12 protein-coding genes and 3 tRNA genes are annotated in these 16,316 nt (G+C 61.9%); 11 read left to right on the top strand and 4 right to left on the bottom strand.

The window, feature by feature from the left end:
• Positions 1–8 precede the first annotated feature (8 nt).
• The 4 genes from G8E10_RS06590 (at position 9) to G8E10_RS06575 (ending at position 7,694) form a co-directional block, all read left to right on the top strand.
• Positions 9–93, top strand: a tRNA-Leu gene (locus tag G8E10_RS06590).
• A gap of 103 nt (positions 94–196) precedes the next feature.
• The gene (gpt, locus tag G8E10_RS06585) at positions 197–694 is read left to right on the top strand and encodes a xanthine phosphoribosyltransferase (RefSeq protein ID WP_092933679.1); all 498 of its coding nucleotides are present in this window, start codon (positions 197–199) and stop codon (positions 692–694) included.
• A gap of 653 nt (positions 695–1,347) precedes the next feature.
• Positions 1,348–5,172 (top strand): vitamin B12-dependent ribonucleotide reductase, encoded by a 3,825-nt coding sequence (locus tag G8E10_RS06580; protein ID WP_167127938.1) that lies wholly within the window; start codon positions 1,348–1,350, stop codon positions 5,170–5,172.
• Positions 5,173–5,873: 701 nt separating this feature from the next.
• Positions 5,874–7,694 carry a methyl-accepting chemotaxis protein gene (locus G8E10_RS06575; RefSeq protein WP_167127935.1) on the top strand — a complete coding sequence of 607 codons (1,821 nt, stop codon included), beginning with the start codon at positions 5,874–5,876 and terminating at the stop codon, positions 7,692–7,694.
• A gap of 7 nt (positions 7,695–7,701) precedes the next feature.
• Here G8E10_RS06575 and G8E10_RS06570 read toward each other — a convergent pair whose 3' ends face one another.
• Positions 7,702–8,565: a DMT family transporter gene (locus G8E10_RS06570; protein WP_281517430.1), complete on the bottom strand. Its 864-nt coding sequence runs from the start codon at positions 8,563–8,565 to the stop codon at positions 7,702–7,704.
• 142 nt (positions 8,566–8,707) lie between these two features.
• Here G8E10_RS06570 and G8E10_RS06565 point away from each other — a divergent pair, with 142 nt between their 5' ends.
• Positions 8,708–10,135 carry an aminotransferase-like domain-containing protein gene (locus G8E10_RS06565; RefSeq protein ID WP_281517429.1) on the top strand — a complete coding sequence of 476 codons (1,428 nt, stop codon included), beginning with the start codon at positions 8,708–8,710 and terminating at the stop codon, positions 10,133–10,135.
• A gap of 30 nt (positions 10,136–10,165) precedes the next feature.
• Here the strand turns inward: G8E10_RS06565 and G8E10_RS06560 are convergent, their stop codons facing one another.
• Complete coding sequence (locus G8E10_RS06560; protein WP_167127926.1) at positions 10,166–11,260, bottom strand: hypothetical protein; 1,095 nt, start codon at positions 11,258–11,260, stop codon at positions 10,166–10,168.
• Positions 11,261–11,484: 224 nt separating this feature from the next.
• On the opposite strand from G8E10_RS06560, the gene G8E10_RS06555 reads away from it, so the two are divergent.
• The 5 genes from G8E10_RS06555 (at position 11,485) to G8E10_RS06535 (ending at position 14,178) form a co-directional block, all read left to right on the top strand.
• Entirely contained in the window at positions 11,485–12,945 is a 1,461-nt protein-coding gene (locus G8E10_RS06555; RefSeq protein ID WP_167127923.1) for a sensor histidine kinase, read from the top strand.
• Positions 12,945–13,334, top strand: a complete 390-nt coding sequence (locus G8E10_RS06550; RefSeq protein ID WP_167127920.1) for a response regulator — start codon at positions 12,945–12,947, stop codon at positions 13,332–13,334. Before G8E10_RS06555 ends, G8E10_RS06550 begins: the two co-directional genes overlap by 1 nt.
• 155 nt (positions 13,335–13,489) lie before the next feature.
• Positions 13,490–13,566: transfer RNA gene (locus G8E10_RS06545), tRNA-Pro, on the top strand.
• A 198-nt stretch (positions 13,567–13,764) separates the two neighbouring features.
• Complete coding sequence (locus G8E10_RS06540; protein ID WP_062468020.1) at positions 13,765–14,070, top strand: ETC complex I subunit; 306 nt, start codon at positions 13,765–13,767, stop codon at positions 14,068–14,070.
• A gap of 31 nt (positions 14,071–14,101) precedes the next feature.
• Positions 14,102–14,178 (top strand) — tRNA-Arg (locus G8E10_RS06535).
• A gap of 156 nt (positions 14,179–14,334) precedes the next feature.
• Here G8E10_RS06535 and G8E10_RS06530 read toward each other — a convergent pair.
• Both G8E10_RS06530 and G8E10_RS06525 read right to left on the bottom strand, forming a co-directional pair.
• Positions 14,335–14,823: a DUF192 domain-containing protein gene (locus tag G8E10_RS06530; RefSeq protein WP_167127917.1), complete on the bottom strand. Its 489-nt coding sequence runs from the start codon at positions 14,821–14,823 to the stop codon at positions 14,335–14,337.
• A gap of 10 nt (positions 14,824–14,833) precedes the next feature.
• Complete coding sequence (locus G8E10_RS06525; RefSeq protein WP_110729730.1) at positions 14,834–15,412, bottom strand: cold-shock protein; 579 nt, start codon at positions 15,410–15,412, stop codon at positions 14,834–14,836.
• A gap of 196 nt (positions 15,413–15,608) precedes the next feature.
• Between G8E10_RS06525 and G8E10_RS06520 the strand changes: the two genes are divergently transcribed.
• Positions 15,609–16,049 carry a VOC family protein gene (locus G8E10_RS06520; protein WP_167127914.1) on the top strand — a complete coding sequence of 147 codons (441 nt, stop codon included), beginning with the start codon at positions 15,609–15,611 and terminating at the stop codon, positions 16,047–16,049.
• Positions 16,050–16,316: the final 267 nt, after the last annotated feature.

Raw genomic sequence — 16,316 nt, 5'->3', positions numbered from 1 at the left:
TAGCCATTGCGGACGTGGCGAAATTGGTAGACGCAAGAGACTTAAAATCTCTCGAGGAGACTTGTACGGGTTCGACCCCCGTCGTCCGCACCAGTCTTTGCCGTGGGTGAACGTTATCCCCTTCTTGAAAATGTCCGGGCTTTGCCGCAAAACCACTTTTTGCGTCAGATACGCCCAGACACGCTCGGAGCCCGCCATGTCCCTTCCTGAAAAAGCCTTTCCCGTTTCCTGGGACCAGTTCCACCGCGATGCGCGTGCGCTTGCCTGGCGTCTGGCGGATCAGGGGGTGGAATGGAAGGCGATCGTCTGCATCACGCGCGGCGGACTGGTGCCGGCAGCGATCATTTCGCGGGAACTGAACATCCGGATGATCGAGACGGTCTGCGTCGCGTCCTATCATGACTATTCGTCTCAGGGTCAGATGGAGGTCATCAAGGCGATCTCCGAGGAGATCCGTGCCGATGGCGGCGAGCGCGTGCTGATCGTCGACGATCTCACGGACACCGGCAAGACCGCCGCGATCGTGCGGGCCATGCTGCCGAAGGCGCATTTTGCAGCCGTCTATGCCAAGCCGAAGGGTCGTCCGCAGGTCGATACGTTCGTGACCGAGGTCAGCCAGGATACATGGATCTATTTTCCTTGGGACATGGGCTTTTCCTATCAGGAGCCGATCGCCAAGGGATCGCGCGGGTAAACCGACGCCGGTAACAGGCTGTGAAGCTTGCGCGTATCGACGGGGCTCGGGGGCGGTGCGTCCACCCTCGACGCCCCGTTCTTCGTAAACGCTGCGCCCGGCAATGCGTGGCTTTTATGACACCACGTTGACCGAGACGGATGATCTCAACAAGTTTTTGTCCACAAGTTTTCATGGAACGAACGGCCCAATCGGTAAGTGCCGACCACAAGTGACTGATTTCCTTAGGTCACTCAGTTTCTTCCTATTTCCACAAGATATAGTCGGCAGTGGACGACAAAACGCAAGCCCTTGACGGTGCCACCGGACTCGCGGTTAATCATAATCGAGACTGGCATGAGGCCAGACGACGGCCCAGGCGGCGGCTTGCCCCGGACTGCGCCATCATCCTGAACTTGTTGGAGATCCTGCCTTCACGGCGGGAACGCGTGTTGAAAAATGAGCTGTCAGAATAAAATCACGCTTGCGGGACCAGCAAACAGCTCGATAATTTTATCTACATCTGGTAGATTGAGAGCTTAGAGAACACCATATATCGGATTCCATGATTGGCATCCATCGAAACGCACCACCGACCGGCAATGTCGCGGCTCGGAAGGACTTTTTGCGTGCCTGAGAAGCGCATGCCACGGACAGAATAAGGATCGGGACAGATGCAGATCGAACGTCGCTTTACCAAGGCGGGCCAATCGGCCTATGCAGACATCGCATTCCGCAAGGCGGTGAGCGAGATCAAGAACCCGGACGGTTCCATCGTCTTCCGGCTTGCCGATATCGACGTGCCCACCCAGTTCAGCCAGGTCGCAGCCGACATTCTGGCTCAGAAGTATTTCCGCAAGGCCGGCGTTCCCGCGCGCCTGAAGAAGGTCGAGGAGAACTCGGTTCCCTCGTGGCTGTGGCGTTCGGTCGCCGACGAGGCTGCCCTGAAGGACCTCCCGAAGGACGAGCAATACGGCTCTGAAACCGATGCCCGGCAGGTCTTCGATCGCCTTGCCGGAACCTGGACCTATTGGGGCTGGAAGGGCAACTACTTCGCCTCCGAAGACGCTGCCCTCGCCTTCCGCGACGAGCTTGCCTACATGCTGGCGACCCAGCGCGTGGCACCGAACTCGCCACAGTGGTTCAACACCGGCCTGCATTGGGCCTATGGCATCGACGGCCCCGGCCAGGGTCATTTCTACGTCGATCCCTTCACGGGCAAGCTCGTCAAGTCGAAGTCGTCCTACGAGCATCCGCAGCCGCATGCCTGCTTCATCCAGTCGGTCGGTGACGATCTCGTCAACGAAGGCGGCATCATGGACCTGTGGGTGCGCGAAGCGCGCCTCTTCAAGTACGGTTCCGGCACCGGCTCCAACTTCTCCTACCTGCGCGGCGAAGGCGAAAAGCTTTCGGGCGGCGGCAAGTCCTCCGGCCTGATGAGCTTCCTCAAGATCGGTGACCGCGCGGCCGGCGCCATCAAGTCGGGCGGCACCACGCGCCGCGCCGCCAAGATGGTCGTCGTCGACATCGACCATCCCGATATCGAAGACTACATCAACTGGAAGGTGAAGGAGGAGCAGAAGGTCGCGGCGCTCGTCACCGGCTCCAAGATCGTCGCTCAGCACCTCAAGGCCATCATGAAGGCCTGCGTGAATTGCGAAGGTCCGGATGGCGCCTGCTACGACCCGAACGAGAACCCTGCCCTGAAGCGCGAGATCAAGGCTGCCAAGAAGAACCAGGTTCCCGAAAACTACATCCAGCGCGTCATCCAGTTCGCCCGTCAGGGCTATAAGGATATCGACTTCAAGACCTATGACACGGACTGGGATTCGGAAGCCTACCTCACGGTCTCCGGCCAGAACTCCAACAACTCCGTTTCGCTGCGCGACGACTTCCTCAAGGCCGTCGAGGCCGACGGCGACTGGAACCTGACCGCCCGCAAGGACGGCCGCGTCATGAAGACGTTGAAGGCGCGCGACCTGTGGGAAAGCATCTCCTACGCCGCCTGGGCATCGGCCGATCCGGGCCTGCACTTCAACACGACCATGAACGACTGGCACACCTGCCCGGCCGCCGGCTCCATCCGTGCATCCAACCCGTGCTCGGAATACATGTTCCTGGACGATACGGCCTGCAACCTTGCCTCGCTGAACCTGTTGCAGTTCAAGGACCAGACCACAAAGAACATCGATATCGCCGATTACGAACATGCCGTCCGCCTCTGGACGGTCGTGCTCGAAATCTCGGTGATGATGGCGCAGTTCCCGTCGAAGGAAATTGCAGAGCGCTCCTACGAATACCGCACGCTCGGGCTCGGCTATGCCAATATCGGCGGCCTGCTGATGTCGTCCGGCATTCCCTATGACAGCAAGGAAGGCCGTGCGATCGCCGGTGCCCTGACCGCCGTCATGACGGGCGTTTCCTATGCGACCTCGGCCGAAATCGCCGCCAAGCTCGGTCCGTTCCCCGGCTTCAAGCCGAACCGCGACAACATGCTGCGCGTCATCCGCAACCATGCCCGCGCCGCCCGTGGCGAAGCGAACGGCTATGAAGGCCTCTCGGTCGCGCCCGTGCCGCTCGTCCATTCCGAGTGCCCGGACCAGACGCTGATCACGCATGCCGTTGCCGCATGGGAGAAGGCTCTGTCGCTCGGCGAGCAGCATGGCTACCGCAATGCCCAGGTTTCCGTCATCGCCCCGACCGGCACGATCGGTCTCGTTATGGATTGCGACACAACCGGTATCGAGCCCGACTTCGCGCTGGTGAAGTTCAAGAAGCTCGCCGGCGGCGGCTACTTCAAGATCATCAACCGTGCCGTTCCCGAGGCCCTGCGCACGCTCGGCTATTCGGAAAGCCAGATCGCCGAGATCGAGGCCTATGCCGTCGGTCATGGCAACATCAACCAGGCGCCGGCCGTCAACCCCGGCTCGCTGCGGGCCAAGGGCTTCACGGACGACAAGATCGAGGCAATCAACGGCGCGACGAAGGCAGCCTTCGACATCAAGTTCGTCTTCAACCAGTGGACGCTCGGCGTCGATTTCCTGAAGAACACGCTGAAGGTCAGCGACGAGCAGCTCGCCGACATCAGCTTCAACCTGCTGGAGCACATCGGCTTCTCCCGCAAGGAGATCGAAGCGGCCAACGTGCATGTCTGCGGCGCGATGACGCTGGAAGGCGCGCCGTTCCTGAAGGACGAGCACCTGCCGGTGTTCGACTGCGCCAACCCCTGCGGCAAGATCGGCAAGCGCTACCTCTCGGTCGATAGCCACATCCGCATGATGGCGGCCGCCCAGCCGTTCATCTCCGGTGCAATCTCCAAGACGATCAACATGCCGAACGAGGCGACCGTCGAGGACTGCAAGAACGCCTACATGCTGTCCTGGAAGCTCGCGCTGAAGGCCAACGCTCTCTATCGCGACGGCTCCAAGCTCTCGCAGCCGCTGAACGCCTCGCTGATCGAGGACGAAGAGGACGAGGATGCTCTGGAAACGCTGATCCAGCAGCCGGTGGCCGCTCAGGCCGTGACGGTCACGGAAAAGATCGTCGAGCGTGTGATCGAGCGGATCACCCGCGAGCGCGAAAAGCTGCCGAACCGCCGTCAGGGTTATACCCAGAAGGCGATTGTCGGCGGACACAAGGTCTATCTGCGCACCGGCGAATTCGGCGATGGCCGGATCGGCGAGATCTTCATCGACATGCACAAGGAAGGTGCGGCCTTCCGTGCGATGATGAACAACTTCGCCATCTCCATCTCGTTGGGTCTCCAGTACGGTGTGCCGCTCGAAGAGTTCGTGGAGGCCTTCACCTTCACGAAGTTCGAGCCGGCCGGCATGGTGCAGGGCAACGACGCGATCAAGAACGCGACGTCGATCCTCGACTACGTGTTCCGCGAACTTGCCGTCTCCTATCTCGGCCGTCACGACCTTGCGCATGTCGATACGTCCGACTTCGGCAACACGGCACTCGGCAAGGGCATTCAGGAAGGCAAGACCAACCTGCTCTCGACCGGCTGGACCCGCGGCCACAAGCCGACGCTCGTCTCCGGTACGACGACCGGTGCCGGCATCGACCGGGCAAACAGCGAGCCCAAGGGATCGGCAACGACGGCCCCTGCCCGCAGCGCGTCGCCAAGTGGCACAGTGACCCCGTTTGCAGGCTCCGCTGCCCGCAAGCTGGAGCCGGCAACGTCGATCTCCACGTCGGAAGTCGTCGCCTTCAAGCGCGACTACGAGGAACGGATCGCCGAAATCGTCGAGCAGGTCACAACCGAAGTTGCCGAGCCACCACGCGACGTCACCGCTCTCTTCTCCGACAAGGCCGCTGCGGAAGCTGCCGCTGCAAAGTCGGATGCCAAGAAGCGCGAAACCGAACGCCGCATGCGCTCGATCGCACAGGGCTACACCGGCAACATGTGCTCGGAATGCCAGAACTTCACGATGGTCCGCAACGGCACCTGCGAGAAGTGCGACACCTGCGGCGCAACCAGCGGCTGCAGCTGAGCAGACCGGGGCCGTTAGACGGCCCGGTCCGGTGAACACCGCGAAACAGGTAACCCGCCGATGGCAGCATCGGCGGGTTTTTTCGTTGCTGCGGTTGGCTGTTTCCAAGCGACCGTCACGGGAACAGGCGAGGCCGGAGAGGGTTTCATCATGACCGAACGACGGAGCGACCCTTGGCCACTTCCTATCCTCATACGCCGGATGGTCGATACCTCGTGGTCCGGGGCCGTCTGTGGCGGACGAGCAATCCCGATCTTGCCGAGGACGATCGCGCCAAGTTGGTGTCGGAGCTCATGTCCGCGCGAAGGGCGGTTCGCGATGCGGGCGAGGATCGCGCAAGAATTGCTGAGGCGCGGCGTCGGGTCGAGGCGGCGAAGGTGGCGCTGGGTGAACGGGGGCCCGCTTGGTAGACGGATGGCGCGCCTGACTATAATCGCCATCTCGTCAAAAACACGCCTTACGCCGACTGGTTCTCTGACTTGAAATAAAAGCGAAGTACACCCTTAGGCAGCACTATCGGACGGTTCTGGGGCGCCGCCTGTTTCCAGCGGAAAGCCCTAGGGTGCAATCGCGCAAGAAACCCTAGAATTGGTGTTTTTACCTCTGAACGTTCACGAAGTTTTAGAGCGCGCGGCTCATCACTGATCCAAAGCATGGATCGCGGCGGCTGGCGTCTGCGCATGCGCAGTCGTGGAGCCCACATGTCGAGCCTGACAATTTCTCGCTTGCTGGTAGTGTTCGGAGTCGTCGTCACGGGCGGTCTCGTTGCCTCTATCGGATTGCAGACGATGACCCTGCAGGAACTCAAGGTCGGTGGACCCGTCTATACCGGGATCGCCAATGGCAAGGATCTCGTGGCCGACATTCTCCCGCCGCCGCTCTACGCTCTGGAAGCCTACATGCTGGCGAACGAGACCATGGCGCATCCTGAACGCGCCGGTTCCAACCTCGAAAAGATGAAGGCGCTCCGCGCTGATTTCGACGCGCGCAAGGCCTTCTGGGTGTCGGCGGACCTCGACAAGACGCTTCGGGCCGGCCTAGCCGATCAGGTCGTTGCCAGTGGCGAGGCGTTCTGGGCGATGGCCACAGTTTTCGAAGAGGCCAAAGTCCGCGGGGAAGCGGCGGACCTTCAACCCGTCATGGACGCCTTCTATGTTCATGACGCAAAGGTTCGTGACCTGGCAAAGATGGCGACCGCGACGCTGGAGACGGCCGTGGCGAAGGCCGACAGTGCCGGAACCGAATATACGATGATCGGCGCGCTCAGCAGTGCTGCATCCGTTCTTCTCTTTCTCGCCGGCCTCTGGTTCGTCCGGCGTCGGGCCATCACGCCGCTCGTCGAGATCGGCAGCGCGATGAGTGTGCTTTCCGGCGGCGACTACACGGCAGAGGTTCCGTTTGCCAAGCGCACGGACGAGATCGGCGCCATGGCGCGCGCCCTCACCGTCTTCCGTGCGGGCGCGATCGAGCGCCAGCAAATGCGTGCGGCCGCCGAACAGGATCGGTCCCTGTCGGAAGCCCAGCGTCTCGAACAGCAGCGCCATCGCGAGCGGGAAGCCGAAGAACTGCGCACCGTCGTGGAAACGCTGGGTGCCGGTCTCGGACGGCTTGCCGATTGCAATATTCGCAGCCCGCTCGACCAGCCTTTCGCTGACCGCTTCGAGCCGCTTCGCCTTGATTTCAATCAGTCGCTCGCAACCTTCCAGCTGACGCTCGAGCAGGTTCTCGGCAAGACATCCGAGCTCTCCGGCAATGCGAGCGAGATGTACCAGGCGGCAGACGAGCTTTCCAAGCGTACCGAGCAGCAGGCGGCAGCGCTGGAACAGACATCCGCGGCCCTCGACGAAGTCACCGCCACCGTCAAATCCTCGGCCGACCGTGCTGCGGAAACGCGCAGCCTCGTCGGCGCGGCCAACCAAAGCGCAACATCCTCGGGCCAGATCGTGCGGGATGCGGTCGAGGCGATGCGGCGCATCGATGCGTCGTCGAACCAGATCGGACAGATCATTCATGTGATCGACGAGATCGCTTTCCAAACCAACTTGCTTGCCCTTAACGCAGGGGTCGAGGCGGCGCGTGCGGGGGATGCCGGTCGCGGATTTGCCGTCGTCGCACAGGAGGTTCGCGAACTCGCACAACGTTCGGCCGCTGCCGCCAAGGATATCAATGCGCTGATCCGAACATCCTCGGGCGATGTGTCCGACGGCGTGCGGCTAGTCGACCAGACGGGTCGCGCGCTCGCAGAGATCGCACAATATGTGATGGAGATCGACTCCAAGGTCGAAGCGATCACGACAGGCTCGAAAGAGCAGTCCGTGGGACTGCTGGAGATCAGCACAGCCGTGAACGCGATCGACCAGATGACCCAGAAGAACGCGGCCATGGTGGAGGAGACCACGGCCATCAGCAGCAACCTCGCCTCGGATGCGACGGCGCTGTCGGCGATCGTCAACCGGTTCCAGCTCAATCCCGGCAGGCAGGGCACTGCACCGGCGGTCGCCACGCGGCATAGGGCCGCGTAGGGCGCCTTCAGCGCCCGAAGCGACGGGCGCCGACGACACAGAGGATAACGCAGACGGTGATGCCGAGCATGCCCGCCGTTACCGGCTCGTGCAGAAGGGTCGCGGCCAGTGCCAGCGCGAAAAAGGGTTGCAGCAATTGCAACTGGCCGACGGCGGCGATGCCGCCTTGGGACAGCCCTCGATACCAGAAGATGAACCCGATCAGCATGCTGAACAGCGAGACATAGGCAAGCCCGAAAATGGCCGGCGGCTCGATGCCGGCGAAGCTTGCGGGCATGGTGAACAAGGCCAGGCAGAGCATCGGCGGGAGCGAGAGAACGAGTGCCCAGGAAATGACCTGCCAGCCGCCAAGCGTTTGCGACAACTTTCCCCCTTCGGCATAGCCGAGGCCGCAGACGATGACCGCCACAAGCATCAGGAGGTCGCCGAGCGGGGACGCGCTCAGCCCCTGCGCCAGTGCATAGCCGGCAACAAGCGTGCTTCCCAGGAGAGAGAAGATCCAGAAGGCAGGCTTCGGCCGTTCGCCACCGCGGATGACGCCGAAAATAGCGGTCGCCAGCGGCAGCAACCCGATGAAGACGATCGAGTGCGCGGATGTGACGTGCTGTAGCGCCAGCGCGGTCAAGAGGGGGAAGCCGACGACGACGCCCAGCGCGACGATCACCAGGGAGGCGATTTCACGCGGTGTCGGCCATTTCTGGCGCAGCAGCAGAAGAAGCCCGAGCGCCAGCAGGCCCGCGATTGCCGCACGGGCGACCGTGAGGAAGACGGGATCGAACTGCATCACGGCGAGGCGTGTGGCGGGCAGCGATCCGCTGAAGATCAACACGCCGATCATTCCATTCAGCCAGCCGGCCGTTCCCCGATCCATCACGCACTCCTTCGACAAGCCTGTCCTGTTCGACACACCCGTCCCGTTCGAAAAGACGATCGTTGTTGACCGGCTTGCCCGGCAGTGCCAGAAACGGTTCCGTACAGTTCGTCAAAACTGTTATGGTGAAAGAGCATTACAGATGGATCACATTGCACCTTCTCCGAGCCGCACGACGATGGTGATGGAGACGATCCGTCTGCGGATCGCCAGCCGTGCGCTGTTGCCGGGCGCGAAGCTGCCGTCAATCCGCAAGCTTGCGGCAGCGCTGAAGGTCTCCACATCCACCGTGGTGGAGGCCTATGAGCGACTGGTCGGTGATGGCACGATCCAGTCGCGACCGGGCTCAGGCTTCTATGTGACGCATCATGCGGGCGCGACCACGATTCCTTTTTCGGTTGCCGATGCCGGGCCGAAGCGTGATCGGGCCATCGATCCCTTCTGGGTGTCCCGCCAATCGCTAGAGGCCAATGCGGAGGATGCAAAGCCCGGATGCGGCTGGCTGCCGCCGAGCTGGTTGCCGGAGGACGGGGTGCGGCGCGCGCTGCGCACCTTGTCGCGCGCCAAAAGCCCTGTGCTTTCCGAGTACGGCTCTCCCCTTGGCCTCGCCCCCCTTCGTCAGCTGATCGGCCGGCGCATGGGCGAACGCGGCATCGAGGCCTCCCCGGACCAGATCCTGCTGGCGGAATCCGGCACGCAGGCGATCGACCTTCTCTGCCGCCTGCTGCTGGAGCCCGGGGATACCGTGCTGGTGGACGATCCCTGCTACTTCAATTTTCACGCCTTGCTGCGCGCGCATCGCGCACAGATCGTCGGCGTTCCCTACACACCGACCGGCCCGGATATCGACGCCTTCACGAAAGCGGTCGCGGACCACCGGCCCCGACTCTACATCACCAACTCCGCCATCCACAATCCGACCGGCGCGATCCTTTCGCCGGTTACCGCACATCGGGTCCTGAAGATCGCCGAGCAAGGCAATGTCGTCGTCATAGAGGATGACATCTTCGCCGATTTCGAGCGCAGCCCCGCCCCGCGGCTGGCAGCCTTCGACGGGCTTGATCGTGTCATTCACATCGGCAGCTTTTCGAAGACGCTGTCCGCCTCGGGACGCTGCGGCTTCATCGCCGCAAAGCCCGAATGGATCGACAGCCTGACCGATTTGAAGATCGCGACGACCTTCGGTGGCGGTCGCATGACGGCCGAGCTTGTCTACGGCGTCCTCAGCGACGGCAGCTACCGCAAGCACCTGGAGACGCTGCGCCAGCGGCTGGCAACCGCGATGCAGACCGTCTCGACCCGGCTTCAAAACCTCGGTGTCACTCCGTGGCTCGAGCCGCAGGCGGGCATGTTCCTCTGGTGCCGGCTTCCGGAGGACAGGGACGCCGCCGACGTCGCGCGCAGCGCCTTGCAGCGCGGTCTCGTCCTTGCACCCGGCAACGCCTTCAGCCTTTCGCAGAGCGCGACGACCTTCATGCGCTTCAACGTTTCGCAAATGCAGGCGCCGCAGGTCTTCGACGTCCTGCGAGATGTTCTGAAAGCGCCGCAAGGCCGGAGTAATCGCCTCTGAGCCATCATCTCCGGGGTGTCGCGCCCGGAATCACTTCCAGCTCGTGTAATCGCCGGCCGTGCATCCGAACGGTGCGCGCTGATCGCCAAAGCGCTTCTTTAGCTGGTCGCAGCCCCATTCGTTGATCGGTGCCGGCATCATATTGTTGATGTCCATGCCCGGCGACTGGAACTGCGTGTCAGAGGCAAGGACGTACCAGAGCCAGAAACCGACGACGCCGACCACGATGAGAAGCAGTACGCCGAAGACCATCTGCAGCCGCTTCCAGATCGACACCGTCTTTCGCGGCGCTTCCACGAGTAGCGGCCGACCGTCGTGCTCGTCGGCCGCTCTCTCGAATGGCAAAAGGGCCTCTGCGCGCTCCGCATCGGTCAGCTCGATCCGCATCAGGCGCTCGTCGAGCAGCACGGGGAGAGCCGTGTTTCCGCGCCGGACGGCGAGAGCGACCGGCTTGGTCCCGTTCGCTCCCACGATCAGCGGCTCCTCGCCGTTCCGCATCCGCGTATAGGCCGAGCGCTTGGTCTTGTCGTCCGCGATCGTGTCGTTATAGGTGATCGAGAGGATGTTGCGCTTGCGATCGAACGCGGCGATTTCCACCGGCACCGGAACCAGCATGGCGGGATGCCGCAACTGCCCGCGGACGCGCCAGATCCGCAGGCTGAGGAAGATCATCCCGAGCCCGAGCCCTCCGAGGAAGAGAACGAAGAGCGTCAGCGTGATGATGCGGTTCCAGAGCTTGTCGAGGCCGAGACTCATCGTCGCCAGTTCCGGATGATCGCCCGAAATGACGAGGCCCGTCTCGTAGTCCCCGACATGAAAATCGACGAACATGATCTCGACGTCCGACGCGTAGTCCTTGCCGCCATAGCTGTAGACGAGGCGGGCTTCGCAATCGGTGAAGATGGCCTTGCGGGTCGTGCAGCGCCCGTTTTGGACGTCGCCATCCTCGATGAGCACCGGATTCTGGCTGATGGTGAAATCCCGCAGCACGCCCGGCCCTTCCCAGACAAGCAGAAAGACGCAAAGCGCCAGAATGATCGGCGTCGACCAGTAATAGGCTCGCGGTGTGGAAATGACATCAGGCGCCAGTCTCAACGGACGGCGGGGAAGCGAGAGTTCGGGCAAATCGAGACCTTTCCTTGTGCGTCGCTTTCAGCGTCCATGGCACAGACGAACCGTGCGGGAAAGCCGTCGTTTTTCACTTACGCACACCTGTGTCGCTCTTTGCCGACATTGGTATCCCCTGAGGGATGGATAGATGAGACTGGAAGATTTACCGCCACGGCGCTACATCGCCGAGGATATCGTGCACTTGCTAATGCCGGCGCCTGCTGAATGAAGGACTCTCGATGTTTCCTGCCAATCCCGACTGCGGGAACCTGTTCGATGAGATGGACTGGTCAAAGACACCGCTCGGGGCACGGGAGGACTGGAGCGTTGAGTTGAAAACGTTGACCAATGTCATGCTCGGCTCGCTTCAACCGATGCTGATCGTCTGGGGGCCACAGCAAATCACGCTTTACAATGACGGCTATGCCGCGATGTGCGGGCACCGGCATCCCGCTGCCTTCGGACGGTCGTTCCGCGCGCTGTGGCACGACATCTGGGACGCTGTCGAACCCATCATCACCGCTGCCTATGAAGGGCGTGGCACGTCGATGGACGACATCGAGTTCACCATGCACCGGAACGGCTATCCGGAAGAGACGCACTTCGCCTTTTCCTACACGCCGGTGCGCGACCCCTGGGGCACGGTGCTCGGCATGTTCTGTGCCTGCACGGAAATCACCGCTCAGGTCATGGTGCGCCGTGCGGAGCGGACGCAGCGGGAGCGTTTCCGGCAGGTGTTCGAACTCAGCCCCGGCGGCATCGCGATGCTCGTCGGCCCGAACCATGTCTTCGATTATGCGAACGAGGACTATTACACGATGATCGGCGTCGGCCGGGATATCATCGGAAAGACCGTGGCGGAAGCCGTGACCGAGGTCGTGCGTCAGGGGTTCATCGACATTCTCGACAACGTCTACCGAACCGGCGAAAGCTTTATCGCGCGCGACCTGCCGATCCAGCTCAATCGGGGGCCCGATGGCGAGATGCAGCGCCGGCTGATCGACCTTGTCTACCAGCCGATGCGGCAGGAAGACGGCGCGATCAACGGCATCCTCGTGCAGGCCCGCGACGTGACGGACCTCCGGGCGGAGGAGGCCAGCCGGGAGCTTCTTTCCCACGAACTCGGGCATAGGCTCAAGAACCAGCTCGCCATGGTCCAGGCGATCGCCTCGCAGACCCTTCGCAATGCGCCCGACATCGCCTCGGCACGCCAGCGGCTCTCCGAGCGGCTTGCCGTGCTCAGCGCCGCGCATGATACGATTCTCGAAGGCGGGCGCGGGACATCGACGGTGCGCCAGCTCGTCCAGCAGATGACGGATCTGCACGACGACCCCGCCGCGCCGCGCTTTGCGACGTCGGGCCCCAACCTCAAGATCGGCTCCCGCCCTTCGCTCTCTCTGTCGCTCATCCTGCATGAACTCGCGACAAATGCCGTGAAGCATGGTGCGCTCTCGGTACCGACAGGCAGCGTCGATCTGCGCTGGCGCGTGGTGCTGCCGGAGGCCGACCGCTTCGAGATGATCTGGACGGAACGGGGCGGCCCGACCGTCGCGGAGCCGCTTGTCAAAGGCTCCGGCTCCCGACTGATTTCAGCGGGCTTGAACGGCACATCCGATGGGCATGTGGACATGATCTACGCACCGGACGGCCTGCGCTGCATCGTGACCGCCGACCTCGAGAGCTTCCAGAAAGAACATTGATGCCCGATCATCCGCGCTCCTCTCCCGTCCTTGTCGTCGAAGACGACGGCCTGATCCGGATGGATCTTGCCGATCTCCTCTCCGACATGGGTTTGGCCGTCATCGAGGCCGGAAATGCGGATCAGGCGCTGAAGGTCATGGACACCCTGCCCGCGATCTCCGCGCTGCTCACCGACATCGACATGCCCGGCTCCATGAACGGCATCGAGCTGGCGCATCTCACCGCAACCCGCCACCCCACCTGTCCCCTCGTCATCATCTCCGGCCGCTACAACCCGGCCGACGGCACCCTGCCCGATGGCGCAGTCTTCCTGTCGAAGCCGATTTCGGAGCAGATGCTGAAGCGCACGCTGACGGCGATGAAGCTGATGACGGGGGATTCAGAGTAATCTCACGCCGCTTCAACCTGGTCGCGACAGCGTCACTTTTCCTGCAATACCGTATCGCTGGCAGCGAAGCGCGCCATCGTCGTGATAATTCGCAGGCAGTCCGCCTTTCGCCCTTGCGGCCCTGCCATCGAGCGTGTATTGCCCACCCATCGGCACGGAGTGTAGCGCAGCCTGGTAGCGCATCTGGTTTGGGACCAGAGGGTCGGGAGTTCGAATCTCTCCACTCCGACCATTTTCCCCCTTCTAAAATTTCATCGCCTCGAATGTGAGGACCTCTTCGTCCACAGCACAGCTGCGAGCCGATTTGGATCTCTTTACGAACGGAAAATTCGGTCGAGCTTGCATCAAGGTCATTCCGTTTTCAGCATTTGTGCGTTATGCCACAGGAAAGCCGGCTGAGCCGGCAATTGCCATGCTTGGAGTTTGAGGAATGTCCGCCAAGATTTATCGTCCCGCCAAGACCGCGATGCAGTCGGGCAAGGCCAAGACCAATCTTTGGGTGCTCGAATTCGATCAGGAGACGCCCCGCACGATCGATCCGATGATGGGCTATACCAGCTCGGCCGATACCCGCCAGCAGGTCAAGCTCACCTTCGAAAGCGCAGAGGCCGCCGTTGCCTATGCCGAGCGCAACGGCATCGAATATCGCGTCATCGCGCCAAAGGACCCGACGCGGAAGAATGTCTCCTACAGCGACAACTTCCGCTACAGCCGCATGCAGCCCTGGACGCACTGATACTACCCGCGCCGCTTACAGCAGCGCCAACGGCCCCTTAGCTCAGCTGGATAGAGCACCTGCCTTCTAAGCAGGTTGTCGCAGGTTCGAGCCCTGCAGGGGTCGCCATATTTCCAAAGAAAATTTTAAGATCTGATAGGTCACGCATTCTCATATGCTGAGAAAGCACGCGTTACCTGATGAGGTGGGCGCAAGGTCGATCATCAAGCAACGTGGATCGATATCTCTCCGCGTGCCGAGATACCCTTCAGAATCTTACCCGAGTCAATCCGGCTTGGCCGCCGGAAGCTGCGACGGCAGCGCTACGTGGGCACCGGGGGTGATCGATAAGGTCTTTGCCACGCCTGCGTTCAGTTCGACGACATAGGCGACGGGGACGCGGGAGTCGATGATGGATTCGGAGTGCGGGACGGCGTTTTCGTGGATGGTCTCCACCTTGCCGTCTTTCGAAACGAACAGCATGTCCAGTGGAAGGAACGTGTTCTTCATCCACATCATCACCTGACGCGTCTGGCCGAAGTCGAAGAACATGCCGTGATCGGCGGGCATGTCGCGGCGGAACATCAGGCCCTGGGCGCGCTGGTTGCTGTCGAGCGCGAGTTCCACGGTGAAGGCATGCGTCTTGCCGTCGGTTGTGGCGATCGTCAGCTGCGCCTTCTCGAACGTTACGTCCGCGGCATATGAGGGTGCCGCCGCCAGCAGCATACCGGCCATGAGAATGGTGCGGCGTGCGGCCTGGCGCAGGCTTAGCATGTCACGTCTCTCAATGTGCGCGGCCGGCGGGTGCGGGCACGTCGGGATGGATTTCCGCAGCCATCAGACCCTTGTCGCCATCGCCGAAACGCACAAGCACGGTCTGACCGGGGCGCAACTCCGTGAGGCCGAAACGGCGCAGGGTTTCCATGTGGATGAAGATGTCTTCCGTGCCGTCGCCACGCGTCAAGAAGCCGAAGCCTTTGGTGCGGTTGAACCACTTCACGAGCACGCGCTCGAGGCCGCTGGTGGGCGTTACCTGAACGTGGGTCTTGACAGGCGGCAGTTGCGACGGGTGGATCGCGGTCGATTGATCCATCGAAAGAATGCGGAAGGCTTGATATCCCCGGTCGCGCTTCTGGATCAGCGCGACGATGCGCGCACCTTCCAGAACCGTCTGGTAGCCATCGCGGCGCAGGCAGGTCACATGCAGAAGAACGTCCTGCATACCGTTGTCCGGAATGATGAATCCGAAGCCCTTGGCGACGTCGAACCACTTGATGACACCGGTGATCTCGATCAGATCGAGCGCGTCACCGCCGAAATCTTCATCTGGTGCGACATCTTTCGCCGAAATCCTGTCCACCATTATATGCCAGCCCCTCGAATACGCATCACGATTGCTGCGGTTAACTGATTCTTGAGCATCAGAATAACATCGTCCCGCCGCTTATGGGCAAGCCCTAAGGACGAAATTTGCCGCTTTCGGTAAGCTATGACTCCAGCCTTGTGTCTGGCTGGCGCAGCGCTAGATAGGACAGGCAACAACAGGAGAGAGGGCTTTCATGCGCTATCTGCACACCATGGTTCGGGTTAAGGACCTTGATCAGGCACTGCATTTTTACGGCACACTGTTCGGACTGCAAGAGGTGCGCCGCACGGAAAATGAAAAAGGGCGCTTTACGCTGGTCTTCCTGGCCGCGCCCGGCGACGTGGATCACGCGGAGTCACGGCTGTCCCCGTGCCTTGAGCTGACCTACAACTGGGACACGGAGGATTATACGGGCGGTCGAAATTTCGGCCATCTCGCCTACGAGGTCGACGATATCTATGCCATTTGCCAGAAACTGATGGATGCCGGCGTGGCCATCAACCGTCCACCCCGCGACGGCAACATGGCCTTCGTCCGCTCCCCGGATGGCATCTCCATCGAGATTCTGCAGAAGGGCGAGCCGCTCGCGCCGCAGGAGCCGTGGTCATCCATGGAAAACACCGGCGCGTGGTGATCGCTTCCGCGTAACCGCTGCATGTTGAAGCCACCCTGCGACGAGGGTCCCTCGCCGCAGGGTCATGGCGCAAGCTCCACGCAACGGGGCTGGCGCATAGCTCTCCCTCGAGATCTGCCCGGACATATGGTTTTCGGGCATCGGCCATGATGGCGCGGCCCTGCCCCTTGCGATGGATCGGGGTCGTCGCTCGGGAGATGCAGCGTTGCGATACGGCCCTTCGTCCAAACCCTTTCTCGCAAGCATCGGCTGTGCGGTCTTCGCTGC

This window comes from Ferranicluibacter rubi (genome assembly GCF_011603255.1).
Taxonomy (GTDB): Bacteria; Pseudomonadota; Alphaproteobacteria; order Rhizobiales; family Rhizobiaceae; genus Ferranicluibacter; species Ferranicluibacter rubi.
The sequence above is the reverse complement of the archived record's forward strand: the minus strand, read 5'-3'. Positions and strand labels throughout refer to the sequence as shown.

Bases quoted from the DNA above. Each gene is read 5' to 3' on its own strand.
- gpt (WP_092933679.1), top strand. From the start codon at position 197: ATGTCCCTTCCTGAAAAAGCCTTTCCCGTTTCCTGGGACCAGTTCCAC.
- G8E10_RS06580 (WP_167127938.1), top strand. From the start codon at position 1,348: ATGCAGATCGAACGTCGCTTTACCAAGGCGGGCCAATCGGCCTATGCA.
- G8E10_RS06575 (WP_167127935.1), top strand. From the start codon at position 5,874: ATGTCGAGCCTGACAATTTCTCGCTTGCTGGTAGTGTTCGGAGTCGTC.
- G8E10_RS06570 (WP_281517430.1), bottom strand. From the start codon at position 8,565: ATGGATCGGGGAACGGCCGGCTGGCTGAATGGAATGATCGGCGTGTTG.
- G8E10_RS06565 (WP_281517429.1), top strand. From the start codon at position 8,708: ATGGATCACATTGCACCTTCTCCGAGCCGCACGACGATGGTGATGGAG.
- G8E10_RS06555 (WP_167127923.1), top strand. From the start codon at position 11,485: ATGTTTCCTGCCAATCCCGACTGCGGGAACCTGTTCGATGAGATGGAC.
- G8E10_RS06550 (WP_167127920.1), top strand. From the start codon at position 12,945: ATGCCCGATCATCCGCGCTCCTCTCCCGTCCTTGTCGTCGAAGACGAC.
- G8E10_RS06540 (WP_062468020.1), top strand. From the start codon at position 13,765: ATGTCCGCCAAGATTTATCGTCCCGCCAAGACCGCGATGCAGTCGGGC.
- G8E10_RS06530 (WP_167127917.1), bottom strand. From the start codon at position 14,823: ATGCTAAGCCTGCGCCAGGCCGCACGCCGCACCATTCTCATGGCCGGT.
- G8E10_RS06525 (WP_110729730.1), bottom strand. From the start codon at position 15,412: ATGGTGGACAGGATTTCGGCGAAAGATGTCGCACCAGATGAAGATTTC.
- G8E10_RS06520 (WP_167127914.1), top strand. From the start codon at position 15,609: ATGCGCTATCTGCACACCATGGTTCGGGTTAAGGACCTTGATCAGGCA.